Origin of the sequence: Kitasatospora sp. NPDC048298 (genome assembly GCF_043201465.1) — a bacterium.
Taxonomy (GTDB): domain Bacteria; phylum Actinomycetota; class Actinomycetes; order Streptomycetales; family Streptomycetaceae; genus Kitasatospora.
In genome coordinates this window covers 13,441-37,612 of the sequence record NZ_JBICYZ010000079.1, presented here as the reverse complement: position 1 = coordinate 37,612, position 24,172 = coordinate 13,441, and the positions used below count along the sequence as shown (strand labels likewise).

Sequence of the window (24,172 nt, the reverse complement as noted above, 5' to 3'; positions counted from 1 at the left end):
TCAGGACTCGGTCAGCGGGACCGGGGTGTCGTGGGCGGGTGCTGTGGCCGCGGCGGGACCACCACTGGCGCGGCGCCCGCCGCAGCCGCCGGCTCGGGTTTTCCGGCCAGGAGACTGACCAGGTCCGGGTCGGCGTAGGTGCGGCGGAGCCTCACCCGCACGGGGCGCTGGTTGCCGTAGACGGCGATCGCGGTGAAGTCGGGCAGTTCCCGCAGGACGTGGGTGGGCGCGAGGTCGGTCTCGACCAGCTGCTCGGAGGTGGACACACCACCGCCTCCCGTGCTGGTCGATCTCCGCGTCACCAGGGCCCGGCCGAGCAGGTTGGTGAAGGCCCGCAGCGTCTCGGGGTCGGCGTTGCCGGGCAGCAGCATGCGCAGGCCGCTCGCGTTCATGACGGTGTTGGCGGCTTCCCGGCCGAGTACGCCGATCAGCTGGCTGAGGTCGTGCCACACGGTCAGGGCGACGATGCCGATGCCGCGTCCGACGGTCAGGAGTCTCGGCAGGGCCTTGTAGCGGAAGCAGTTGCCGGCCTCGTCGATGACGAGGCCGAGCGCGGGGTCGAGGGGGCGGCCGGTGCGCTGGTAGCGGGCCTGGGCGGCGTGCACGATGCTCGCGGTGATCGCGGTCAGTAGCGGCGCGAAGCGTTCGCCGTCGGCCTCGCTGGCGATCAGGCAGACGGTGCCGCACCGGTCGAGGATCTCCTCGGCGGTGAAGTCGCTGGCAGCGGCGGTGGCGCGGACCTCCTCGTCCGCGTAGACCTTGGTGATCACGCCCAGGGTGAACTTGATGGAGCCGACGCCGTCGGGGTGCAGGGCGAACGCGGCGGCGTAGTCGTCCGCGACGTCGGGGTGGCCGCCGTCGACCAGGACCTCGCGGACCTCGTCCACGGCGTCCTCGGCGAGCGCGAGCCAGCGCCTGAACGTGGTGATGTCCCCGCCGGCGAGGTTGGCGGCCAGCAGCACGCCCTTGACGACGGCCTTGGCCTGGTCGACCCAGGGGCCGGAGCGCGGGTCACCGGCGGTGGAGGCGGCGTCGGCCAGCCAGGTGGCCATCCGGTCGGCGGCCTTGGCGTCGGCGCAGTAGTCGACCGGGGACCAGCGGGCGGTCGGGCGGTCGGGCAGGCCGGCCGGGGCGACGACGTACACCGGGCCCAGGGCCGCCCGCCGCGCGTACACCACGTCGAGGTCGGCCGCCTTGACGGTGGTCATCACGCAGGGGCCGTACCACTCGGCGGCGATCGGCAGTACCAGCCCGGTGGTCTTGCTGCTGCCGGGCAGGCCGAACACGGTCGCGGAGATGTTCTCCTTGGTGGCGAGGATCCAGCCTCGGCGGGCCTTGCTGCGGCCGAAGGCCATGCGGTTGCGACGCCGGTCGGGTTCCTCGGGCACCCGGAGCCGGCGTTCGGTCGCCCGGCCACCCCAGCGGGCGCCGTCCGCGCCGGGGTCGGCGAGGCGGCGCACCCACAGCCACGTCCCGCCCGCGACCGGGCCGGCCCAGACCAGCACCAGCAGCGGCCACCACAGCCAGCCCGGCGGTGCCGGGGCGAAGGCCGCGGCCGGGCCGCGCAGCGGCCAGGTGACGGCGGCGAGGCCGGCGCCGCCGACCAGGTGGCAGGGGCTCGCGGTGAGCAGGGCGCAGACCCGGGCGGCGATCAGCCCGGACGCCGGCAGCCACAGCACCGCGGCGCCGAGCACGGTCGGGGCCCAGGTCGGTTCGGAGCGCCGGTCGGCCGTCACAGGGCCATCCGCTCGTCCGTGTGGTAGAGGTCCTTTTCGGTCTCGGTGAGGTGGAGCTGGACCGGGAAGGCGCCGGAGCGGCCGGGCATCCACAGACCCCGGCCGGCGTGCGCGCGGCCCCACCCGGAGACGAGCTCCACCTGCGGCTCGGTGAGGCCGACCGCGTCCCGGATCGCGCCCAGGGAGCGGACGTCCTGAGCCATCGTGATCTTGGTGTCGAACGACGAGACCATGTGCCGGGCGATCATCACGGCCTCGGAGCCGGCCGGGCCGACCGCCTCGAAGTCCGACAGCCGGTGGGTGGCGGCGAGGTCGAAGACCCCGTCGGCCCGGTGCAGGCGCAGGTCGGAGTCGAGCTTGCGGATCACGGTGGCGCCGCCGACCTGGAGCGCCCGCCACAGCTCGTCGCGCACGACCAGGCGCTGGGGCCCGCCGGGCTGGTCGATCGCGGCCTGGGTCCAGCTGGAGATGCACATCATGATCATGGCAACGGTCTCGTCGCCGTAGGCGCGGGTGCGGGAGATGTCCACGCTGACCATCGGCGCCGACCAGTCGATGCGGCCGGTGGAGGTGTCCGCCGTGCTGAACAGGTCGCCGACATGCCCGTCCAAGCACGTGGCCAGCGCGGCCCGGGCGGCCCTGGTCGCCTCCCGGGTGGCCTGGATGTCCTCGCCCCGGATCCGCAGCTCGCGCGCCATCTCGGCGCTCGGGTCGCGCAGGGCCGCGTGCACGTCGCGCAGGGTCGGGGTGGCCAGCACGGTGCTGCCCGCCAGCTGGCCGGTGACCTCCTTGATCGCGGCGGAGATCGCCTCCGTCTCCTCCGGCGTCAGCGGCCGGCGCATCTGCAGCTCCAGCAGTGTGCACAGCAGGCTCAGGCGGCGCCGGTGGATCTCGGTGAGACGCTCGCGCCACTCCACCGGGTCGGTGACGTGCTCCAGGCCTTCGCCGAGCGAGCCGGCGTCCAAGGGGTTGATGCGGCCGGGCAGGCCCGGGCCGAGCTCCAGCGGCTCGCAGCCTAGCCAGCGGCACACCCGCCCGTACTCGCCCTTGACGTCACCGGCGATCAGCACCTTCACGCCGAACGCCGCCAGCCGTGTGGACAGGGCCTTGATGAGCGCGCTCTTCCCGGCTCCCATGGTGCCGGTGACCAGCACGGCGGGGTTGGAGACGATCTTGTGCTGGACCCATGCGCCCGGGTGCATGGAGAACTGGCGGCCGGTCAGGACGTCGTGGCCGATGTAGGCGCCGACCGCGGGCAGGGCCGAGCCGCCCCCGAAGGGGTAGAGGCCGGCGAGGTTGTGGGTGTCACAGCGGTAGACCTCGGGGCTCGCCACCCGCACGGCCCGTCCGGCGTGGGGGCCGGGCCACCCCAGGACCGGTGCCGGTGCCGCAGGGGCCGGGCGCCGCGGCGCCCGCCGTCCGCGCTGGGCGGGAACCGGCGCCGGTCCGCTCCCGAGAATGTCCTGGAGGCCGATCGAGGGCAGGTCGGTGTCCCCGCGGCGCAACCAGTCGCCCAGGCGGCCCATCAGATCACCGCCCGCCGCTTCACCGGCAGGCCCAGCCCGAGCGGCAGCGTCGCCGCGAAGCCCGAGTCCTGCGCGGCGTACAGCTCGCGCAGGCGCAGGCCGGAGGTGTACGCGTCGCGCTTCAGACGGGCGGTCGCCAGCGGCAGCTCGTCGGGCTCCTCGACCGTCACGGTGACCACACCGGTGAAGCGCGCGATGCCGTGGCCCGCCGTGCGGGCGTGGTCCTGGTCCTGGGTGTCGACCAGCGCCTTGCGCTCGTCCAGGGACTCGATCCGCCCGCCCCGCGCGCGGACGCGGCGCTTGACGTCGGCCCTGGTGCGTTCGCGGCTCAGCGTGGCGCGGGCGGTGCGGGCGCCGAGGCACTCGTAGGTGAGCGAGACGCTCCGCCGGGCATCGCTGGAAGGGCTCATCAGCGGGGTGAGCACGCTCGCGTACACCCGGCCCTCGGGCCAGCCGTGGACCTCGAAGCTCGCCGACACGCCACTGTCGTGCCGGTAGCGGCTCCAGTGCTGCTCGGCCGCGGCGGGGCCGGCGGCCGTCTCCTCCACACCCGCCGGTGCGCCGGTCCACCCCGGTGCGGAGGCGTCCGCCGCGTGGGCGGCGAGCACGGGCACCTCACCCGGGTCGTATGCGGTGCGGATCACCTCGGCGATCTGGCCGACGGTCAGCGTGGCGACGACCTGGAGGTCGGCGGCGGCGATCGCGCCCTGCATCGCGAGCAGCTCGCGCACCAGGACGGCCGTTGCCCCGAGGGTGCCGCCGCCGGAGCTCCTGATGTCCTGGCGGACCCGGGACGCGGCCAGGGTGACGGTCAGATAGGTACGGCGGGTGGACGCGGCGGGCGCCGCCTCGGCGGCCAGGCCGGTCACCAGTTCGTGGGCTGCGGCCGGTGCGCCCTGGTCGAGGTGGCCGGTCGTCCACGCCATCAGCGCGGTGCCGTCCTCGGGAGCGGACCGGTCGGTGACCGAGATCCGTACGATCGGCCCGCCCTCGACGCAGTGCCCCCTGAGGAAGCCGCCCCAGGCGGCGATCCGGGAGTTGACCCGGGCGGTGTCGGCGAGCGCGATCCCCGGGTAGCGCACCTCCATGACCGCCGAGTAGTGGCCCTGCAACGGGTCGTGGACGACGCCGATCTCACGGCCGGCCCCGGTGGGCACCTTCAGGAGCTCCAGGCGGGCCAGCACGCCGGGCAGGTCCGTGCACCGCGCACCGTCGGATCGCCGGGGCGCGAACGCGCCGCTGAAGAACATCGTCTGCCTCCTGGCGACAGCGATCTGGAACCGGACCGCGAGGACGAGCCACTCCGCCGCGGTCAGGCCGTACACCCGCAGATAGACCGCGGCGAGCAGCAGCAGCGCGACGGGCACGGCGACGATCTCGCCCGCCCACGCGTGGCTGTAGACCGGCAGCATCGCGACCAGGCCCGCGCCGGCGACCGTCACCAGGCCGCTCAGGCTCAGCTCGCCCAGGTACGGGCTGCGCTCGCGCTGCCAGCCGCCGTACGTCGACGGCTCCTCGGGGGACGTCACGGCCCCTCACCTCCTGGTGGCGGATCGGCCGGCAGGGGCGGGGCCGGTGCCGGGGTCGGGTGGGTGGCGGCCGCCGGGACGTCCGTCGGGACGTTCGTCGGGCCGGGCTGTGGGGGAGCCGGTGGCGCGGGGGCCGCGCCCGCCGCGCGCGCCAGGGGCGGTCGCGGCGTGGCGGCAGCCGCAAGGGGCGGGGCAGCGGCCGTGCCGGAGTGTGCGGACGAAGACCGGGCGGTGGGGGCCGGACGGGGTGCGGGAGCGGCTGCCGCCCCTGCGGTGCCCGGTGGCCCGGCGGGCGCGGAGGCCTCACCGGAACGGCTGGGCGGGAGGTTGACGGATCCGCCCATGTCGCGCCCGGAGCTGAGTCCGGCGTGCGCGGCCATCGTGTCCAGACCGCCGGAGGCCAGTTCGGTGGCCGCCTTCACGCCCTGGGCGGCCATCAGCCCGGCCATCACCGCGCGGCCCGCCGAGGAGCGTCGGCCGTCGTCCGCCCTGCGCCGGTCGGCGTCGTCCGACTCCACAGCCCTGGCCAGCGCCGGCCCCGGCGGTGCCGCGCCGCTCCCGGAGGGAACCCCGCCGCCGCGGCCCCAGACCGCCGAGGCCGCGGTGACGCCGACCGCGCCGATGATGCCGCTCGCGACCGACCCGCCGCTGTTGCCGCCGCCGGACCACGGCATGAAGCGGCCGGCGATGGGCCAGGCGACGGCGCCGACGCCGACGACGAGCAGGCCGCCGACGACGCCGGTGACGGTCGTGGCCGCGCCGACCATGCCCTGCCCGATCAGCAGGGTGAGCACGACGACCGGCTTGATCATCGCGATCGAGTACACCGCCCGGCGGGCCGTCGGCGCCCACTGCCGCGTGAACTCGCTGATCGCCCCGGCCGCCGATACGGGAAAGCTGACGACCAGGAGGTCGAGGGCGTCGTGCCGGAAGACGAACTCCAGCCACATCAACCCGGCGACCAGCGATCCGACGACGCCCAGCACCAGCAGCCAGCCGACCTCCGAGACGGCGTCCATGCCCGCGAACAGGCCGGTGACGCGGCTGACGAACTGGTCGGTGGTCAGGCCGGAGGCACGGATCATCCAGTCGGAGACGTCGTCGGCGGCCCAGACCAGGGTCTGGGTGACGGTGTACACGGCCGCGCAGCTCAGTGCCCACTCGACCAGGCCGGTGACCGCCGTGGCGATCCCCTTGCCCTCCTGCGAGACGCAGGTGCGGGTGACCTCCACGCACAGCAGGACGACCGCGATGATCGCGGACAACTGGAGCATCAGGGCGAGGGTGTCCGAGATGCCGTCAGCGTCCAGGTCGACGACGGACCCCTCCAGGACCGCCTTGGCCATCTCCCCTAGCACCCACTTCGCCGCGCTGGCGAAGGTGTGGGCGAGCCGGCTGGTGCCCTCGTCGGCGATCGCGGCGCCGGGGTTCTTCAGGGCGGCGGCGAGGCTGTGCTTGGCGCTGACCATGCAGTGGGTGCTGTTGGTGTGCTGCTGGCACCACGCAGCCATCTCCTTGTCGGCGTTCTCGCAGTAGACCTCCATCCCGGGCAGGGGCAGGAGATCGGCGTCGCAGTACTTGTGCTTGAAGGTGGCGTACACGCAGGTGCTGAGCGGGTCGTCCCTCAGCCCGAGAGCCCGGCAGCCGTCCTCGTCGAGCGGTACACAGCCACCGCGCGCGTCCATCTGTTCGGCCGGGGGCTTCGGTTGCAGACCGGTGGCGGTCAGCTTCTCGGGCTGCCCGACGGGCCGGGTGTGCGCGGGGCAGGGTGTTCCGGCGGCGGCGCCCGGAACGGGAAGCGGCGGGGGCGCGGCGGCGAACGCGGTGGCGGGCCCGGCCAGCGCGGCCAGGACGAGCACCAGGACCAGCGCCGCGCGCCGCACGCCGCTAGTGCTGGTAGGCAACGGGCCTCCAGCCGGCCGCGTCGGCCTGCGCGGTACCCGGATCCTCGACGACCGGGGATTGCGTGACCTTCTTCTCGGTCAGGTGCCAGTCTCCTCCGTCCCACACCACCGGGGCGGCGATGGCGAAGACGCCGGTGCCGTGCTGGATGCCGCCGACCGTGGGGGTCTGGGTAGTCAGCAGCCACACGTCGACGGCGTCCGCACTCACAGCAGTGGCCTGGTAGGCGCGGACTTGGAGGGCGATGAAGTCCGAGCCGGTGCTGCCCCCGGCCGCGGGAAGACCGAGCAGGCGCCGCCAGTCCCGGGCGTCCGCGATCGCCAGCGAGGTCAGTTTGAAGAAGTTCTCGTCGTCCTTGCCGGCCATCACCCTCATCTGCCCGGGCACCGCGTCGGGGCTCAGCAGGTCGCGGGCCTCGGTGTAGTGGGCGGCCGCGGACACGGCACCGGCCAGGGTGTGGGGGTAGCCGACCGGAATGCCCTTCTCGACTCGGGCGGGCGCGGGCAGCGGCACAGCCTGCACCACCGTGGACGGGCTCGCGGACGGCGGTACGGCGGCGGCCGAAGCAGCGGCGGGGCCAGCGGCGGCGGCGCCGGCCCGCGGCCCGGGTTCGGCCTGCCAGATCAGGACCGCGACCGCGCCCGCGGCGGCGGCCGCCGCCAAGGCAGCCCCGGTGACCAGCGTGCGCAGGGCCCGGCGCCGGCGGAGCTCGACGGAGTCCATCCCGTCAGCCCTTCAGGCTCGCGCCGAGGGCGACGATCGGCCAGGCCAGGCCGATGATCACGGCGGCGCGGAAGCACTTCGGCATGCCGGCCTTGCCCCGGGCGCTGACATCCGGCTTGTCCGAGATGCTGCCGAAGGAGTCCATGGCGGCGCACGCGCACAGTGCCGCGACCACGAGAGCCAGGCAGCCGCCCATCGTCCAGTTGACGATCGTGGTCAGCGCGCTGCCGACCTCTCCGCCCGGCACCTCGGGCTTGAAGTTCTTCCCGACGTCGTAGAACGACCCGCTCGGGGCGCTGGTGGGGTCATTGAACGGCAAGGTGGTCAGCCGGGCTGCCAGCAGCGACATAGAGGTCGTCATGCGAGGGATCCTCCGAAGTGGCGGCCGTCCCGGCCGGGGCCCGCAGCGGGCCCCGGGACCTCTCGGCCGTGGTGATCAGGGTGTCGGCCAGCCCGGTGCCGGCCGCCTCGAACCGGCGGCTGAGCCGGTCGGTCCGCAGGGCGTGCGCCCGCCAGGTGGGGCAGTGCGGCACCCGTACCACCGCGCCGACCCGGGGCGCGAGCATGGTGGCGACCGCCCTGCACTGCCGCGGCATCCCACCGGCCATGCCGACCAGCACCAGCACGCACCGCTGAAGCGGCAGACAGACGCTCTCGGCGGCGGCGATCGCGACGGCGGCCGCCTCCAGGCCCTCTCTCGACGTCGGCGCGCAGATCACCGGCACGGCCCCTTCCAGCAGCATCCACTGGGCGGTGCGCGAGTGGACCCCGGTGTCACCGAGGTCGTCCGCGACGGTCAGCGCCGTGTCCGCCACGCTCACCTGCCAGCCGCCGATCCCTGCCAGAGCCGGCCACGCCGACGGCGCCGAGGGCAGGGTGAGCGGCGGTTGCGACCAGGGCCTGCGGTCGGTGAGCACCTGGACCCGGCCGTCGAGGCAGGACGAGGCGGCGGCGCGGACCTGACCGGCGCTCAGGGGCCGGTCGGCGGGTACGGAGGCGAGCCCGGTGCCGCCGGCCAGCGGCCAGCGGCGCCACGGCGACGACGCGGTCGACGCGCTGTCGAGCACCACCGTCGAAGCGAGCCGGGCCAGTCCGGCCGCGGCGAGCAGGGCCACGGTGCTCCGGCCGCTGCCGGCCGCCGCCCCCAGCACCGGGACGATCAGCCGGGCGCCCGCGTGCAGCCCGGCCACGGGCGCGGACCTGCCCACCGATGTTCACTCCCTCCCACCTGACCGGTGTTCAGCGATGCCACTTCATGGGCCATCGCTGGTCGTAGCCGCACTGTCTAGCACAGTGACGACCGGCCCTGTTTACACTCGGCGATCGACTTGGAGCGGATCGTGACCAGGGGTGTGCCGGTGCCGTACGACACCACCGACTTCGGGGGCGGGGCCGGCATGCGGCCCTGTCCTCGCTGCCTCGACGGCCGGCCGGAGGTGATGCCGGCCGTCGAGGCAGCGGCCCACCTGCGGCGTCTTTCGTCCGCATGCCCTCGTGTCCGGCCGCTCCGGGCGCCTGCCCGGTCGGCAGGTCGGCGGCTCCGGCGGTGCGGCAGGCGGTACCCGGATAGTCACCTCGCCACCGGCCGAGCCTGTCTGTCCGGCCGGTCCGTATCTGACACGCCGACGGGTGCCACACGATCGGGGGACCTGGACCATGCCCAAACGGACGATCCTGCTGGCGGGCGGCGCGGTCGCCGCACCCGCCGGACTGCTCGCCCTGGTGCTGCTGGCGGCCGCCACCGACGTCCCCGTCGCGGCGAGCGCCCCGGGGCACGGACCGTACGGCAGCGCGCTTCGGCCGGGCAGCGTCCCGGCGCCGTACGTTCCGATGATCGAGCGCGCCGCCGGGGCCTGCGACCAGGGCCTGACCTCCCCCCGGCTCGCCGCCCAGCTCCACCGGGAGAGCGGGTTCGACCCCAACGCCCAGAGCCCGGCGGGCGCCCAGGGCATCGCCCAGTTCGTTCCGGACACCTGGCGCGCCTGGGGCCGGGACGTCGACGGCGACGGGGTGAGCAGTCCGTTCGAGCCGGCCGACGCGATCGACGCCCAGGGCCGGATGATGTGCTCGCTGATCCGCCAGGCCCGCGACTCCGGCCTCGCCGCCGACCCGTGGCAGCTCGCGCTCGCGGGCTACAACGCGGGCTGGCACGCCGTCGAAGCCGCGCACGGCATCCCGCCCTACCCGGAAACCCAGCGGTACGTCGCCGCCATCGTCGGCGCGCTCCCGGACTTCACCGCCCCCTCGCCCGCCGGGCCGCCGGCCGACGCCGCCCTCCCACCGGGGTGGGACGTCCCGGCCGGCACCCACCCGCAGGCTGCCGCCGCCATCCGTTGGGCCCTGGCCCAACGCGGAGGCTGGTACCAGTACGGCGGCGACTGTACCGACCCACTGGGCGCCACCCCGTCCCACCGGTGCGACTGCTCCAGCCTCGTCCAGCAGGCCTACGCCCACGCCGGGATCCGGCTGAGCCGCACCACCTTCACCCAGGTCGAGGAGGGGCAACCGGTCGACCCCGGAAGCATCCAGCCCGGCGACCTCGTCTTCACCAACGGAACGGACGGCGGTCCGGGCCGCCCCGGCCATGTCGCCCTCTACATCGGCGACGGCCGTCTCCTGGAGGCCCCTCGTACCGGCCTCCGGATCCGGACGGGCAGCTACCAGATCTGGAGGGCAGCCGGCGGCGGCCCCAACCAGGTCGTCGCCGTCCGCCGGATCGTCACCTGATCCCCCGTCCGGGTGACCGGATCCGTCCACAACACCCGGTTTATCCACAAGAACCCGCACCACCGGCCTCCTGGGCCGGCCGGATCGGCCACCCTGACCGCCACGACAACGACCGACGAAGGAACTCACTGTGACGACCGCCTGGTTCGACCGCATCGCCGTCCGCCTCGCCGAGCCCGACATCCAGGGCCCGCTCTCGGCGGCCTGGTCCCTCGCCCACCAGACCGGGTACTGGGCCCTGGCCGTCACCACCGACACCGGCGGCGACACCCTGGCCGCCTGCGGCGCCCACAACCACGCCATCGAGCTCCGCGGCTTCCTGCCCGAGCCCGACGACGGCGACGACCCCGAAACCGACCTCACCTTCGCCGACGGCCGTCGGCTCGCCGAATTCCTGGAGCAGGCGGAGCTTCGGCTTTCGGCAGCGGCCGCCACCGCGGCGACGCCGGACGAGGCCTACACCGCCCTGGTTGCCGTCCGCCTCCTCGGGCACACCGCCGCCGCGGTGCGCACCACGCTCCGCCCGGCGGAGACCGCTCGGTGAGCGCCGAGTTCGGCGAGTTCGTCGCCCTCGCGGGCAGCTGCCTCACCGACGCCGACCACCTGCCGATCGAGCGGAGCTCGGAACTCTACCGACGGACCGTCGGCCACCAGGTCGCGGACCTGCTGGACCTCCTCCTCGCCGTGGAGACCCGGTACGGCTGGGAACCGGTGGACACCCTGCCCGACCGGGCGCCCACCGGCCCCGGCCCGGCGACGGCACCGGACAGTGCCCGCCGGGCCCGGCTGCACGTGGCCCTGGCCGAAGCCGCCCGACAGCTCAGAGCCGCCTACGGCAAGCCGCCGGCCCTCACACCCCTCCAGGCGTTCCAGGCCCCCCGGTACGTCCCCCATGCCGTCCAGGCCCTGCGCACCGGCCTGGACCTGCTCGCCACCCACACCGATCCCGACGGCCGACCCCTCACCCGGCACGGGCTCGCCCTGGAGAGCACGCAGCTGCGCACCGCCGTCCTGGTCAGGGTCCTCGCTCTCACCGGAACGGTCGCGGACCTGGTGGGCCGCCTTGGTTCGGCCACGTCCAGCGCGTCCTTCACCGAGCGCATCGGTGCCCTTGGCCGGGTCGTCGACCAGCTGGGAGTGGTGCAGCAGGAGGTCCGGGCGCTCGCCGCCGACCCGGACGTCCGGCTCGGCGCCGTGGCGCTCGACACCGTACGGCCCCGCGCGCTGCTGCAGCCCGACCCGCCCCGTACCGTGGAGACCCCCGCACAGCTCGGCACCGGCGCCGCCGCCTCGGCCGACCGGCTCGCGGACATCAGCTGGCGCGCCGTACAGGCGGGCGACGACTCCCACGCGCACACCGCCTCCGCCATGGGCACAGCAGCCTCCAACGCCTTCGCCGTCTACCAGCTGACCCGGTTGCTGTTCACCCACGCCGCCACCCATGCTCCCGCCACCGTGTCCGCCCACCTCGCGTCCGTCCACGCCGCCGACACCGCCTGGGAAGCAGCCGAGCACGCCTGGCGCCGCGTACGCGCCTGCTGGTTCCCCCTGCGCTCCGCTCCCGACAACACCCTCTCCGCCGTCACCGCGGAGTCGCACGCCCTGGTCGACCGGGTGGGCCGGCTCCTCTACGCCGACCCGGCCTGGCGGCTGTCCCACGGCCACGGGGGACCCACCCGTCGGGCCTGCGACATCGCCGCGTCCCTGCCGGTGTGGTGCGACGCCCTCCGCCAGGTCTCCGCCCGCCTCCAGCACCTCGCCGAGGACCACGCCGTCCTCGCCGAACGCCTCGCCGACACCCGGCGGCTGATGATGCGAGCCTCCGGCCCCGGGCACAACCGACTGCCGGCCCGGCCGCTGCCCGCCGATCGACGCGCTGAGCTCGCCGAGGAGTACCGGTCCGCCGGCCGGGCGAGCGCGGCCGCCGAGACGGCCCTCGCCACCGTGGTCTCGGCGCTCGGAGCCGACCTCGCCGCCCAGCACCTCCAGCACCGGCTCGCCTCTGCTCCCGACCGTCAGGCCGCCGACCGCATGACCCTCAGACGCTCCGCGGCCCGGCTCGCCGCTACCGGGCAGAACCCGCAGCCGACCCGGCGTCCAAGGCGGAGCGGCCTGGGCCTGTGAACTATGGACCCGCCGGGCAGAGTCCAAGAAAGCAACGTGGTCCGATACGGGCGACGATTCCTACGCCGTGCCTCCGTGCCAGTCGGCGCCGACACCTGAAGCACCGGAAAGCGCTGTGCCGTCGCCGACGACCCGATCCTCAGTCGGCTGCTCGCGGTCGGGCGGTGGGTCGATGTCGTATGTCCGCAGGACCAGGCAGTGGCGGTATGTGGCGACGACTTCGGCGACGGCGGCGAGGTCGGCGGCACCGCGGAGCTGAAGGTCGTCCTGCGTCAGCCTCTCCGCCCCGGGGCGTGGCCGACGCCGTCACCGGCGAACCCGTCTCCTATGCCCATGCCTGATGCCAGCCCGTACGATGCTGTCGAAGGTTCAGAGCCGGCTCGCCGGGGCGCAGCTGGGAGAGATCGTCTCTGGGGCGTTGGTCCCGTACACGTGGGGCTCCGGATTCGAACTGAATGGATTGGCGCACTCTGCGCCCAATCGCCGCAGGTCAGGAAGTGTCGGCCCCGCGCTCGCGGGGATAGCTCCCGCGTGCGCCGCCGAGCGACGGTGCTGCGGCAGTCGGCCCCGCGCTCGCGGGGATAGCTCCACCCGCAGCCGGCGGGCGAGGGCCACGCCGTCGTCGGCCCCGCGCTCGCGGGGATAGCTCCAGGATCGCATCGGCCCAGGTGCCCCCGATCACGTCGGCCCCGCGCTCGCGGGGATAGCTCCAAGGAGCAGCTCGCCGCACTCCGGACCCGCCCGTCGGCCCCGCGCTCGCGGGGATAGCTCCCGCGGCGGGTTCGTCACCGAGTTCTCCCAGCCGTCGGCCCCGCGCTCGCGGGGATAGCTCCAGGGCGGCCTGAGCGTGCGCGACGTCCGGCGCGTCGGCCCCGCGCTCGCGGGGATAGCTCCCGGGCCTTCGAGTCGACCGCCACCGCGGCGACGTCGGCCCCGCGCTCGCGGGGATAGCTCCGGGGGCGGCTCCTCGATCACGGTCACCGTCCCGGTCGGCCCCGCGCTCGCGGGGATAGCTCCTCCACCTGCTGGACGCTACCCACGCCCGGCGCGTCGGCCCCGCGCTCGCGGGGATAGCTCCCCCGCGAGACGAGGGCGCCGATGATGGATCGGGTCGGCCCCGCGCTCGCGGGGATAGCTCCCTGGTCGCAGGCAGGGAGTTGGCCAAGTCCACGTCGGCCCCGCGCTCGCGGGCATAGCTCGCAGCTCTGGTACGGGCAGGCCCTGCGCGAGGTGTCGGCCCCGCGCTCGCGAGGATAGCTCCTTCGTCGGGCTGACGAAGCTCGCCGGGAACCTGTCGGCCCCGCGCTCGCGGGGATAGCTCCTACATGTACGCCGAGCCGGACCGCGGGCTCTTGTCGGCCCCGCGCTCGCGGGGATAGCTCCTCGACGCCGGCCGCCATCGTCCAGGCCCTCGCGTCGGCCCCGCGCACGCGGGGATAGCTCCAGGCTTGACCGGCGAACACCGAGCCGATACTGGTCGGCCCCGCGTACGCGGGGATAGCTCCTGCCACTGCAAGCTCACCTACTGTCGGCAACGGTTGAAGCCGGGGGAGGGCCGTGGGGCGGCGCTCCGTGCTTCAGGAGGGCCGGTGAGATCGACGCTGTCCAAAGGATTCACGTGCAGTGGGTCGCCGGGCACCGCCGGACGGGTGTCCCGGCAGCGAGTTCGCGCAATCACCGGGTGTTCGGTTTTAACGCTTCGCAGCAACGGCATCCGGAGTACCGTCCTGATGGACGAGGTCAGAACGGAGTACACCAGCATGCCCTTGAACAGCGAGCACATCGGCGCCCGCGTGCGGATCGCCCGAAACGCGGCTGGACTGACCCAAGTTGAGCTGGCCGGTTTCCTGGGCCGGGCCGAGTCCTGGATGGCAAACGTCGAGAGCGGTCGGCAGCCGCTCGACCGGTACAGCGTGATCACTGCGATCGCCGACCGTTGCGATGTCGACGTCGTCTGGCTCCTCGGCCAGCCGTACCGCCTCCAGAGGGCCGGGGGAAGCCTTGCGCACGCCCACGTCCCCGCGGTCCGGACCGGTATCCGCCGTGCCAGCCTGATCCTCTCGGGACACCCAGGGCTCGCCCCGCAGGGGGCACCGGTTGAGCTGGACAGGCTGCGTGGGCAATCCCGCCGTGCCAACGCAGCCCGCCAGGCAGCGAACCTGCCCGGAGTCGCCACCCTGCTTCCGCCACTGATCGAAGATCTGAACACGGCGGTGCTCACCCTTACCGGCCACCAGCGGGACGAAGCTCTGAGGCTGTTGGTTGACGCCGCCAGGACGGCTCGGATGTGCCTGAACCAACTCGGCTACCCTGATTTGGCATGGTCGGCGGCCGAGGTGGCGGCCAGTGCCGCGGCAGCGGTCGACGACCCGCTCATGCGTGCCGCCGTCGCATGGGACAGGTGTGGTGCGTTGCTGCACCAGGCCTCGAACCGGGAGACCATCGCCGTGGCGGAGGCCGCGCTGCGGGACCTGGAGCCCTACGCCACCGGAGGCGCGACTACCCGAGCAGCGATGTCCTTGCGCGGTGCCCTGCACTTGAGGTGTTCGATCGCCCATGCCCGCGCAGGGCAGAAGGACGATGCCTGGGCCCGGATCAGTGCCGCGCTGGAGGACGCCGACCAGCTTGGCGACGGCTGGTACGACCTGGCGAACCACACCGTGTTCGGGCGTGGCGTCGTGGCCGTACATGCGGCGGAAGCCGGAGTGGAAGTGGACGAGCCGGACCGTGGCCTCAGGCGCGTTCCGGAGGTGGACATTCACGAGGTTCCGTCGAAGGAGCGCCGGACGCACTATGCGATCGACGAGGCGCGAGCGATGCACCGGATGGGTAGAAGCTCGGCCGCGGTGGTCAAGTTGAGGGAAGCCGCGACGGCAGCACCGCACTACGTGTACGCCGACCCCATGAGCCGCGCACTGGTCACTGAGCTCGTCCAGATCGGAGTGCCCTCCCAGGCCGCTGCCCTCTCAGGGCTCATCCGGAACATGGAACTTGTTCAGTAACTCAACTGAAATATCGAACAGTTGACGCCCCCTAAGTTTTCTAGGGGGCGGGCCAAGGCCGGGCTGTCACTCTCGGAAGGTCACCAGCAGTGCATGTGTGATCACCGTGGGAGAGGCTGGCATGGAGCTGATCAACACCCGCCGACCGGAGGACGCCGCCACGGCCTACTCGGCCCTGAGCTGGCCGCTGTCCGTCGGACACCGACACCGGCCCAGGCAGGGCTGTACCTGCGGCGATCCGAGCTGCCCGACCCCAGGCGCCCACCCGCGTCCGAAGGGTCCGGTGTTCTCCGACCCGGAGCTCGTCATCTCCGAGTTGGAGGAGTCGCCCGGTGCCGGCCTCATCGCCTGGACCACCAGGTTCGATGCCCTGCTCCTCCCGCGAACCATCGGCATGGCCGCGATGGTCGTCTTGGAAAAGGTCGCTCAGGTCCCGTGCATCGTGACCGTCGAGTCGGTGATCCTTCTGGTTCTCCCGGCCACCGGCCGGTACGCGAGCGCATCCTGTGACGACCTCGAAGTCCGCTCCGGTCCCGGCGACTGGATCGCCGTTCCGCCTTCGCACGGCACCCGCTGGGACACCCCGCCGTGGGTGCCTCAGACGAACACGCCGGCTGTCCTGTTGCACGGTGCCGATGTCGGCCGCCGCCTTGAGGGAAGCTCCTCCGGCTCGGCCACTGGGACGGCGGTGTGAGCACCATCGCCAGCCTTGAATTCGTCGCCGAACGGGAACGGATCGGTGATCTCCGCCGCTGGGCGAGGACGGCGCTGCCGACGCTCGGCCTGGACGGCCGGCAGCAGGAGGCGGTGTCGGACGATCTGCAGCTCGTGCTGAGCGAACTCGGGACGAACGCCGTCGTGCACGGCTGTGGCGGCGAGCGGCCGGACGTGATGCTGACCGCCCGCCTGCGGTACGACGCGGGTGTGCTGCGGGTGTCCGTGACCGACCCGGGGCTCGGCCGGCCCGAGTACCGGTCGGCCGGCGACGAGGCGACCTGCGGCCGCGGGCTGATGCTTGTCACGGCGGTCGTGTCCGGGTTCGGCGTCGAAGAGTTCCCCGAGGGCGGCAAGGAGATCTGGGCCGAGATCGGGCTTCCCGAGCAGGCGCGTCCGGCGGCCACCGTGGGCGAGCAGGTCCACCCGCGGGTCGCGGCGCCGCGCGCGGACGCGCTCGTGCGGGAGTTCCGGCCTCGGCCCGCCGTGGGCCCGCTGCCCGGGCAGCCGGCGCGCGACCGAATACCGGCGTGACCGGCACCTAGTAGGCCTCCGGTAGCACCTGCCGCCTCCGCACACGCTGCCTGTGCACACCGGTGCCACCGGAGTCCGGAACACCCGTCCCTGGAGCGACACGGCGGCGGGTGGCGGAAGAGCACCGCCCCGCCCGCACGGGGCGCGCACGCTCACCGCCTCCAGGGCCGCTTCCCTCTCCATCCGTCCACTCCGAACCCGAGGACTGCGCCGTGAGCGTCGGAACGCGCACCAAGACGCTGCTCAAGACCATCAGCCCGGCCCGCAGACTGGACATCGCTGCCTCCTACGAGGCCCTGACGCAGGCCTGCGTGGCCACCGGCGACGACCCCGCGAAGGCCGAGCTGGTCAGCGACTGCCCGAACCACCTGTGGTCGCTCGGTTCGCGCTCGCACGCGCTCGCCATCGTGCACCCGGACCTGGACCAGGCCTGGGCACTCGTCAAGGGCGCGCAGTTCCTGCGGCAGCACCGGCTTCCCGTCACCTCCCCCTACTACACCGACGTCCGCCCGGCCGCCGACGGCCGGGCCGTGACCTTCTGGCAGGACCCCGGGAGGCCGAGCGCCGACACGTCCCTGTCCGCGTGGGTGACCGCCCTCGCCCACCGCATCGACCCCGCGTTGGCGCCGTGGCTGAGGGAGCACGACCCGTTCGCCCACCTGCTGGACGGACTGGACGACGCCCCGCTGGACGATGCCGCCCGCCGGTTCCTGCGCGACCACACGGCGCAGCTGCGCGAGGAGTGGGACTACCTGGACTGGCCGACTCCGGACACCGTCGTCCTCGGCGCCCTCGGAATGGTCCCCTGCCACGACGACGGCGTTCACGTCGGGCTTCTGCTGCGCCGGCCGCTGACGCGCGGCCACCGGGAGTGGGACCTGGTCGCGGCCCGCTGGCGCTCCGAACTGCTCACCGGCCCCCGCGAGGACCACCGGACCTACGCAGACACCTACCTGTCCTACGAACGGGAGGGCCGGCTCCCGGCCCACCCCTACATCGGCGCCTGGTCCGGCTACCAGGTCGTGCGTGACGTCGTCGTCCTCACCGCGGTGATGAACACGGTGTGGCGCGCCCACCTCGACGCCGCCGCCCACCGGCAGGCCGCCCATCGCGTCGCCTGCCTGCGCGGTGCACACCCCGCCCCGTGGAACTGGGGGCCGCGATGACGGCCTCCCACACGAACGCCCGCCCGCTGCCGGAGCTCCACGAGCCCCGGGTCCTGCGGTGCGGCGACCACCTCACGGAGGAGATCACCATGCCCATGACCCCGCCGCAGAGCACCCCGGCCGCCGCCGACCCCCTGGCCGTCGCCGGCTTGGCCGACCTGGACCCTGACGCCCTGACCGACCGCCCCGAGTACCTGGTCACCGGCGCCTGGCTCGCCCCCGCCACCGAGTTGGCCCTGCACCTGCTCGACCGGGCCGACCCCGGCACCCTCGCGGCCGGCTCCCGCACCGCCCCCGGCCACACCCTGCTCCTGCTCGCCGCGCCCCGCGACGGCCACCCGGCGATCCACCTGCGCCTGCCCGACGGCACCACTCCCGACGGCACCACTTCCGCCGGGCCCTGGCCCGCCGACCGCACCACCGCCCTCGTTCCGCTCGTCGGCACCCTGGACCTCGCCCTCTACCGCGACCGGGACGACATCGACCATGACGACCCCCAGTACCTGCGCACCCTGGACCCCGGCCAGGTCTGCCTCCTGCACGCCGGTGCCACGACCCGGCTCACGGGCTCCCCGGACAGCGCGCAGCTCGTCGCGTCCGATGCTTCGGCCTCCACCCCGGTCCCGGGCACCGCGCCGCTGACCCCGGACGAGTACCGGGCCGCCGTCGCCGACGCCCACGCGCGCCTCACCGGCCCCCGCCCGAGCGGTGCGGCCCGGGCCGCCGCACCCCGACTGGAGGACATCCCCGACCTGCGCGCCGCCGGCCTGCCGCGGATCCACGCCGAGTCCGACGTCCTCCACTGCCTCGCCGCCGACCGCGCCCTCCTGTCCTACCTGGTCACCACCACCGTCCTCGCCCCCGAGCGGTACGAGGCCTCCCGCACCACCCTGCTGCTGGACCGTCTCGTCCTGTCCACGGCCGACGACCTCGGGTACGAGATCCGCCTTAACACCAACCCCCGCCCCGGCAACCAGCTGCTCCCGCACGACCACGCCTACCCGTTCGCCGCCCGCGTCCTGACCGGTGGCTACCTCCACACCGTCTACCTGCGCACCGACGGCCGGATCGACGGCCGGACCGCCGACCGCGCCGACGGCCCGTTCACGTCCGGCGACCTGCGCCCGGCCGTCACCACCACCGAACTCCCCGGCAGCAGCTACACCCTGGCACCCACGCTCGTGCACCGGGCCGTCATGCTGCCCGGCACGACCACCCTCATGCTGCGCGGCCCCTACCGCTCCGCCGCCCACGCCGCCTCCGACCTGATCCCGCCGGTCTCCGCCTGGCCCCCACCAGTCGGCGGCGAGGCGCCGACGCACTCGCGCCGGATGACCGACGCCGAGCACCACGCGCTCTACCGGAGCCTCGCCGCCGCAGGCGTGATCGACCCCGTGCCCGAGCGCCGGTGAAGCAGCACCCGGCCCCAGGATCCCGGCGCTCCGGTGCCCCGACGCCGCCGGGAACCCGGCCGAACCGGCCCCGGCGCCCGCCCGGACTTGGCAAGCTGGGGCGGCCCACTTCGGCACCCTAGGCAAGGAGCGCCCCGTGCAGACTGTCCTGACGACCGATCACCCAGCCTGGCAGGAGAACACCACCACCGGCCACCGGCAGCGCCCCCTGCGCACCGCCGACGGCCGCTGGGTGGCCACCCTCACCCCCGACGGCCTCGACCTGGCCTGCGTGGACGGCACGGAGGACACCAAGCCCGCCCTCGTCACCACCGACCCGACGTCGCTGCCCGGCACCGTCCCGCCCGTCCTCCTCGCCGGCCTGCGCGGTCTCGGGCCGAGCGTGCGGGTGGCCAACCCGTGGCTGTGGGACGCGATCACCACCGCGGTCCTGCGCCAGGTCGTCCGCGCCGACCAGGCCCGCCGCCTCTACCGCGGCTGGTGCGCGGCCCACGGCACCGAGCTGCCCGTCCCCGGCAACGGCCCCGACAACGGCCCCGCCTCTGGCCACGACCACGGCCCCGCTCCCGACCGCACCCTGCACACCGCGCCGACGCCGGAGACCGTCCTCACACTGACCGACGAGCAGTTCGCCGCTGTCGGCACCACGTTCCACCGCACCGCACTGCGCGCGGCCGCGAACGCGTACCTGGAGCAACGCGCCCGCTGGGAGCGGCTGGACGCCCCGGCCCTGGCCGCCGAGCTCGTCGGCGTGCCGCGGATCGGGCCCTGGACGGCGGCCGCCGCGGCCGCCGACTTCACCGGCGACTTCTCCGTCTACCCGCACGCCGACCTCGCGGTCCGCACCTGGGCCGCCCGCATCGCCCCCGACCACCCCTGGCCCGCCGCCGACAAGCCGAAGAAGACCGAGGCCCTGTTCGGCGCGCACTGGCACCACCTGGCCGGCGACGAACCGCGCCACCTGCACACCCTCACCCTGTCGACACTCACCTGGGGGGCCCATGCCCGCACCGATCAGCTCGGAGGAACAGACCCGCACCGCCCATGACCTGGTCGCCGGCGCCGACCCGGACCGCGCCCTCGACTGCCTGTTCGTCAACGCCCCGCTGCGCGACTATGGCCTGCGCCCGCGCGTCAACGACTACACCCTGCCGGTCCTCGGCATGGCCTACATCGCCACCCACGCCGCCGCGCACGGCTTCAACGTCGGCATCCTGGACGCCGAGGCCCACGGACTCGGCATCCGGCGCACCGCCGACGTCGTCAACGCGCTGCGGCCGCGCTGGGCCGCCTTCAACCTCCTCGCCCCCACCTACGAGCTGACGGCACGGATCGCCGCCGCCCTGGACCCGGCGATCGCGCTGATGGCCGGCGGCCACCACGCCAAGGCCGACCCGGGGCGCGTCCTGGCCGATCCGCGCTTCGCCGGCCTGGAGGCCCTGGTGATCGGCGAGGGCGAGATGCGGGTCACCGCCCTGCTCGGGGACGTCCACCGGCGCCGCGAACTGCCGAAGGTGATGTGGCGCGACCGCCTGCTCGGCACCACCGCCTGCGGCATCCCGCGCCCCGGCGACACCGCCCGCTGGCTCGCCCCGGACATCGACGCCCTCGCCGTCGACCGCCGCTTCCTCGCCCAGGACCCGTACCGGGCCGCCGACGGCCGCATCGAGGCCAACCTGGTGTGCTCGCGCGGCTGCCCCTACGAGTGCGGGTTCTGCGGTGCCGCCGCCTCCATGAACCCCGAGGTCAGCATCCGCACCCGCACCCCCGAGAACATCATCGCCGAGATGCACCGGCTCGACGCCGACTTCGGATGCACGGCCTTCCGCGCGGTGGACGACCTCTTCCTCGGCGCCCGCCGCGTCATCCACCCCGCCCTGGACGCCTTCACCGCCGAGCGCGTCGGCGAGAGGTACGTGTGGGACGCCACCGGCCGCATCAACGTCCTCGACCGCGAGAACGACACCGTCCTGGAGCGGCTGCGCGGCAACGGACTGCGCGAGGTCGCGCTGGGGATCGAATCCGGCTCCGCCCGGATCCTGGAGGCGATGGACAAGCGGATCACCCCCGCGATGACGCTCACCGTCGCCCGTCGGCTGCTGGAGAAGGGGATCGGCGTGAAGGGGTACTTCATCCTCGGCTACCCCGGCGAGACCATGGACGACGCCCTCGCCACCCTCGCCCACATCCGCGAGCTCTGGGTCCTGTCCGACCGCCTGCCCGGCACCTTCCGCGCCTCCGCGTTCACCTTCCGCCCCTACCCCGGCTCACCCGTCTTCGCCGACCTCGTCCGGCAGGGCTGGGACCCCGAAGCCCTACAGACCTACCAGGACGTCGACCTCACCGGACACGGAGCCGACGAGGCGATGCGCGGCCGCGACGAATTCAACTTCGCCACCGGCCAGCAGTTCGGCCACGTCCCCCTCACCCGGCTCTACGGATGGCTGGCCGACATCTCCCGCGAACAGCACCACCGCAACACCGCCGCCGCCCGCCAGGCGGTGGGCGCATGAGCGGACTGCTGCTCACCGTGGACGGGCCCAGCGGCCTGGGCAAGTCCACCGCCGTCGCCGCCACCGCCCGCGCCCTGCGAGCGGCCGGACACACCGTCCACACCGCCACCGGGCCCTCCACCACCCCCTACGGCCAGGCCGTGCGCGTGGCCGCCGCGACGATGCGAGGCCGCGCCCTCGCCCTGGCCGTCGCCGCCGACCGCCTCCACCAGCTCGACACCGACATCCGCCCCCGCCGCGCCGCCGGCACCACCGTGCTGCTGGACCGCTACCTGCCCTCCACCCTCGTCCTCCAGCGCGCCGACGGCGTCGACACCGACTTCCTCCTCGCCGTCAACGAGGGCACGGACGTCCCCGACCTCGCCGTACTCCTCACCGCCGACCCCGACACCGTGCAGCGCCGCCTCGCCCACCGCGGCACCCGGCACCGCTTCGAACTCGACGCCGCCGCCACCGCCCGCGAACTGCGGCTCTACCAAGAGGCCGTCCCCGTACTCGAACGGCTCGGCTACCGGCTCCACACCGTGGACACCACCCACCTCACCCCCGAGCAGACCGCACAGGCCATCCTGGAACATGTCCCACCCCGGACGATCAACACCAAAATGCCGTACGGGAGTTAGAGAGAACATGAGCACCAGCGACACGAGTCCCACCCCGCATCCCGTCGTGGACGTCCACGTCATCCTGCGCACCCCGGACGGCAAGGTCCTGCTGTCCCAGCGCGGCGGCCCCTACGGCTACGGCCAGTGGCACGCCCCCAGCGGCAAACTCGACCCCGGCGAGAAGCCTGCCCACGGCGCCGCCCGCGAACTGGAGGAGGAGACCGGGATCACCGTCGACCCGGCCCACCTCCACCTCGCCTACACCGTCCTGCACCGCCAGGACCCGGCGATCCTGCGCCTGGGGCTGTTCTACCTCGCCACCGAGTGGGAAGGGGAGCCGGTCAACCGCGAACCCGCCAAGTGCCTGGACCTGCGCTGGTTCACCGAGGACGACCTGCCCGACGACCTGATCCCCTACCCCGCCGCCGGCATCCGCGGCGCCCTCACCGACCCCGGCGGCCTGGCCCACCACGGCTGGCCGCCTGCGTGACGGGCCCGGCCCACCCGGCTCACCCTCCGGCCCCGTGCCGCCCCCCAGGAGCGCCAGGGCGTTCAGAGGGTGAGGCGGGGCTCTCGACGATGGTCGGGTCGAGGTCGAACTCCGAGCCGTCGCGCGCGGCGACGTCGGTCGTCTCGGTCTGCGGCACGACGAGTGTCTGAGGCGCCATGCTGATCCCCTCCTGGGGGGGCGGTTCTCTCGGGTCGCCTGGCCCGGTTCAGGGCCAGGAGATCGTGATGCGGGTGTGTCGCTTGTCGATGACGCGGCCCTCACCTAGCCGGTCGTCCGGCGTGGTGGCCGGGTGGACGGTGAACTGCGGGCCGGGGCCCGAGCGGTGGGCGTGGTCCCAAGTGTGGATCTGTTCGGCCAGCTGGGCGGCCAGCTTCGCGCCGTCCGGCCCGTAGCCGTGCGCGCCGAACTCGAACATCGGGTCCTCGCTCACCTTGCGCAGCGCCAGGTAGGCCAGGCTCGACCCGTCGGTCATGGCCGGGCAGGAGATGCGGTTCTGCGGCGCGACGAGCCCGGTGTCCAGCTTCGGGTCGACGGACATCATGCAGAAGCCGGGCAGTGCGGTGGCCAGCCGCAGGTGCAGCGAGTCGAACGGCTCCATCCGTCCGACCGTCACCCCGGTCCACTCCTCGGTGCGGTCGGTGTCCAGCGCCCCGGTGAGCAGGCCGGCGTCGGCCGGCGGCTCCTCGTCGAAGCGTAGCCCGACCTCCTCGCCGCGCAGGAGCAGCAGCTGCTCCTCGTGTGCGCCGGCGCCCTGCATCCGCACGAAGCCGCACACCTCGGCGGACACGCTCACCAGCCGGTCGGCCTCGCGGCGCAGGGTGATCGAGCGGGAGACGCCGCGCATCCGCAGCGGCACGGTGACGGTGCCGCGCTCGGTGAGCTGCTCCACCCAGGCCGGCGGGATGTCCCAGGCCCCGACGGTGACCAGGATCCGGTCGAAGGGGGCGCGGTCGGCGCAGCCCACCTCGCCGTCGCCGAGGACGACGTTCACGCGGTCGTAGCCGGTGGCGGCCAGCCCGCGGGTCGCGCGGTCGGTCACGTCCCGGTCGATGTCCAGGGTGGTGATCTCGCCGTCCGGCCCGACGAGCTCGGCGATCATCGCGGCGTTGGTGCCGCTGGAGCCGATCTCCAGCACGCGGTGGCCGGGCTTGATGTCGGCCTGCTCCAGCATGAAGGCCTGGATCCTTGGGGCGGAGACCGAGCTGATCGCGGTCCCGTGTTCGTTCCGCTTGGTGATCACGACGTCCTCGACGCCGTAGGCCTGCCTGGCGGGTGCCTCCGGCACGAAGGCCTCGCGCGGCACCGTGCGGAAGGCGCGCTCGACGGCGGCGGTGCGGATCTCGCCCATGGAGATCAGCCGCTCGACCATGGCCGTCCGCAGCTGCTCCGGGGTCTCCGCGCTGGTGGCTTCGGGCTCCACCGTGTCAGACATGCAGTGCTCTCTCTCA

Annotated in this window: 21 protein-coding genes and 1 CRISPR repeat array; of the genes, 12 read left to right on the top strand and 9 right to left on the bottom strand. The window is 73.9% G+C overall.

All coding sequences use genetic code 11. The features are described from left to right. Positions 1–11: 11 nt before the first annotated feature. Genes ACGF0D_RS37570 through ACGF0D_RS37540 form a run of 7 tightly spaced genes read right to left on the bottom strand, consistent with a single transcriptional unit; the run spans position 12 to position 8,624 of the window. On the bottom strand, positions 12–1,736 hold the full coding sequence (locus ACGF0D_RS37570; protein ID WP_392924207.1) for a type IV secretory system conjugative DNA transfer family protein: 1,725 nt from the start codon (positions 1,734–1,736) through the stop codon (positions 12–14). Beyond that, the gene (locus ACGF0D_RS37565; protein ID WP_392924205.1) at positions 1,733–3,262 is read right to left on the bottom strand and encodes a type VI secretion protein; all 1,530 of its coding nucleotides are present in this window, start codon (positions 3,260–3,262) and stop codon (positions 1,733–1,735) included. Before ACGF0D_RS37565 ends, ACGF0D_RS37570 begins: the two co-directional genes overlap by 4 nt. Next, positions 3,262–4,791: an SCO6880 family protein gene (locus ACGF0D_RS37560; protein ID WP_392924203.1), complete on the bottom strand. Its 1,530-nt coding sequence runs from the start codon at positions 4,789–4,791 to the stop codon at positions 3,262–3,264. Before ACGF0D_RS37560 ends, ACGF0D_RS37565 begins: the two co-directional genes overlap by 1 nt. Continuing rightward, a complete protein-coding gene (locus ACGF0D_RS37555) occupies positions 4,788–6,695 on the bottom strand; it encodes a hypothetical protein (RefSeq protein WP_392924201.1) in 1,908 nt (635 codons plus the stop codon). Before ACGF0D_RS37555 ends, ACGF0D_RS37560 begins: the two co-directional genes overlap by 4 nt. Next, positions 6,679–7,416: a hypothetical protein gene (locus ACGF0D_RS37550; RefSeq protein ID WP_392924198.1), complete on the bottom strand. Its 738-nt coding sequence runs from the start codon at positions 7,414–7,416 to the stop codon at positions 6,679–6,681. The genes ACGF0D_RS37555 and ACGF0D_RS37550 overlap by 17 nt, the downstream gene beginning before the upstream one ends. Positions 7,417–7,420: 4 nt before the next feature. Beyond that, positions 7,421–7,777, bottom strand: a complete 357-nt coding sequence (locus ACGF0D_RS37545) for a hypothetical protein (protein ID WP_392924196.1) — start codon at positions 7,775–7,777, stop codon at positions 7,421–7,423. Beyond that, positions 7,722–8,624, bottom strand: coding sequence for a hypothetical protein (locus ACGF0D_RS37540; protein ID WP_392924193.1), 903 nt, complete (start codon positions 8,622–8,624; stop codon positions 7,722–7,724). The genes ACGF0D_RS37545 and ACGF0D_RS37540 overlap by 56 nt, the downstream gene beginning before the upstream one ends. 448 nt (positions 8,625–9,072) lie before the next feature. Between ACGF0D_RS37540 and ACGF0D_RS37535 the strand changes: the two genes are divergently transcribed. The 12 genes from ACGF0D_RS37535 (at position 9,073) to ACGF0D_RS37480 (ending at position 22,703) form a co-directional block, all read left to right on the top strand. Continuing rightward, complete coding sequence (locus tag ACGF0D_RS37535) at positions 9,073–10,143, top strand: NlpC/P60 family protein (RefSeq protein ID WP_392924191.1); 1,071 nt, start codon at positions 9,073–9,075, stop codon at positions 10,141–10,143. A gap of 130 nt (positions 10,144–10,273) precedes the next feature. Next, positions 10,274–10,687 (top strand): hypothetical protein, encoded by a 414-nt coding sequence (locus ACGF0D_RS37530; RefSeq protein ID WP_392924189.1) that lies wholly within the window; start codon positions 10,274–10,276, stop codon positions 10,685–10,687. Then, entirely contained in the window at positions 10,684–12,267 is a 1,584-nt protein-coding gene (locus tag ACGF0D_RS37525) for a hypothetical protein (protein ID WP_392924186.1), read from the top strand. The genes ACGF0D_RS37530 and ACGF0D_RS37525 overlap by 4 nt, the downstream gene beginning before the upstream one ends. 499 nt (positions 12,268–12,766) lie before the next feature. Next, positions 12,767–13,772: a CRISPR direct-repeat array (repeat unit 29 nt; unit sequence GTCGGCCCCGCGCTCGCGGGGATAGCTCC). A gap of 225 nt (positions 13,773–13,997) precedes the next feature. Beyond that, positions 13,998–15,269: a helix-turn-helix domain-containing protein gene (locus ACGF0D_RS37520; RefSeq protein WP_392924183.1), complete on the top strand. Its 1,272-nt coding sequence runs from the start codon at positions 13,998–14,000 to the stop codon at positions 15,267–15,269. A 283-nt stretch (positions 15,270–15,552) separates the two neighbouring features. Then, positions 15,553–15,963, top strand: coding sequence for a hypothetical protein (locus ACGF0D_RS37515; RefSeq protein WP_392924180.1), 411 nt, complete (start codon positions 15,553–15,555; stop codon positions 15,961–15,963). After that, a complete protein-coding gene (locus ACGF0D_RS37510; protein WP_392924177.1) occupies positions 15,960–16,517 on the top strand; it encodes an ATP-binding protein in 558 nt (185 codons plus the stop codon). Before ACGF0D_RS37515 ends, ACGF0D_RS37510 begins: the two co-directional genes overlap by 4 nt. A 212-nt stretch (positions 16,518–16,729) precedes the next feature. Next, positions 16,730–17,683, top strand: a complete 954-nt coding sequence (locus ACGF0D_RS37505; protein ID WP_392924174.1) for a hypothetical protein — start codon at positions 16,730–16,732, stop codon at positions 17,681–17,683. Continuing rightward, positions 17,680–19,095, top strand: a complete 1,416-nt coding sequence (locus tag ACGF0D_RS37500; RefSeq protein WP_392924171.1) for a hypothetical protein — start codon at positions 17,680–17,682, stop codon at positions 19,093–19,095. The genes ACGF0D_RS37505 and ACGF0D_RS37500 overlap by 4 nt, the downstream gene beginning before the upstream one ends. 136 nt (positions 19,096–19,231) lie before the next feature. Next, positions 19,232–20,143, top strand: coding sequence for a hypothetical protein (locus ACGF0D_RS37495; protein ID WP_392924168.1), 912 nt, complete (start codon positions 19,232–19,234; stop codon positions 20,141–20,143). Continuing rightward, positions 20,097–21,608 carry a B12-binding domain-containing radical SAM protein gene (locus ACGF0D_RS37490; RefSeq protein ID WP_392924166.1) on the top strand — a complete coding sequence of 504 codons (1,512 nt, stop codon included), beginning with the start codon at positions 20,097–20,099 and terminating at the stop codon, positions 21,606–21,608. Before ACGF0D_RS37495 ends, ACGF0D_RS37490 begins: the two co-directional genes overlap by 47 nt. Beyond that, on the top strand, positions 21,605–22,231 hold the full coding sequence (locus ACGF0D_RS37485) for a dTMP kinase (RefSeq protein ID WP_392924163.1): 627 nt from the start codon (positions 21,605–21,607) through the stop codon (positions 22,229–22,231). The genes ACGF0D_RS37490 and ACGF0D_RS37485 overlap by 4 nt, the downstream gene beginning before the upstream one ends. Before the next feature lie 7 nt (positions 22,232–22,238). Further along, positions 22,239–22,703 (top strand): NUDIX domain-containing protein, encoded by a 465-nt coding sequence (locus ACGF0D_RS37480; RefSeq protein WP_392924160.1) that lies wholly within the window; start codon positions 22,239–22,241, stop codon positions 22,701–22,703. 19 nt (positions 22,704–22,722) lie between these two features. Here the strand turns inward: ACGF0D_RS37480 and ACGF0D_RS37475 are convergent, their stop codons facing one another. Together ACGF0D_RS37475 and fxlM are read right to left on the bottom strand one after the other, a co-directional pair. Further along, complete coding sequence (locus tag ACGF0D_RS37475) at positions 22,723–22,881, bottom strand: hypothetical protein (protein WP_392924158.1); 159 nt, start codon at positions 22,879–22,881, stop codon at positions 22,723–22,725. 48 nt (positions 22,882–22,929) lie between these two features. Continuing rightward, complete coding sequence (gene fxlM / locus ACGF0D_RS37470; RefSeq protein ID WP_392924155.1) at positions 22,930–24,156, bottom strand: methyltransferase, FxLD system; 1,227 nt, start codon at positions 24,154–24,156, stop codon at positions 22,930–22,932. Between the last annotated feature and the right edge of the window lie 16 nt (positions 24,157–24,172).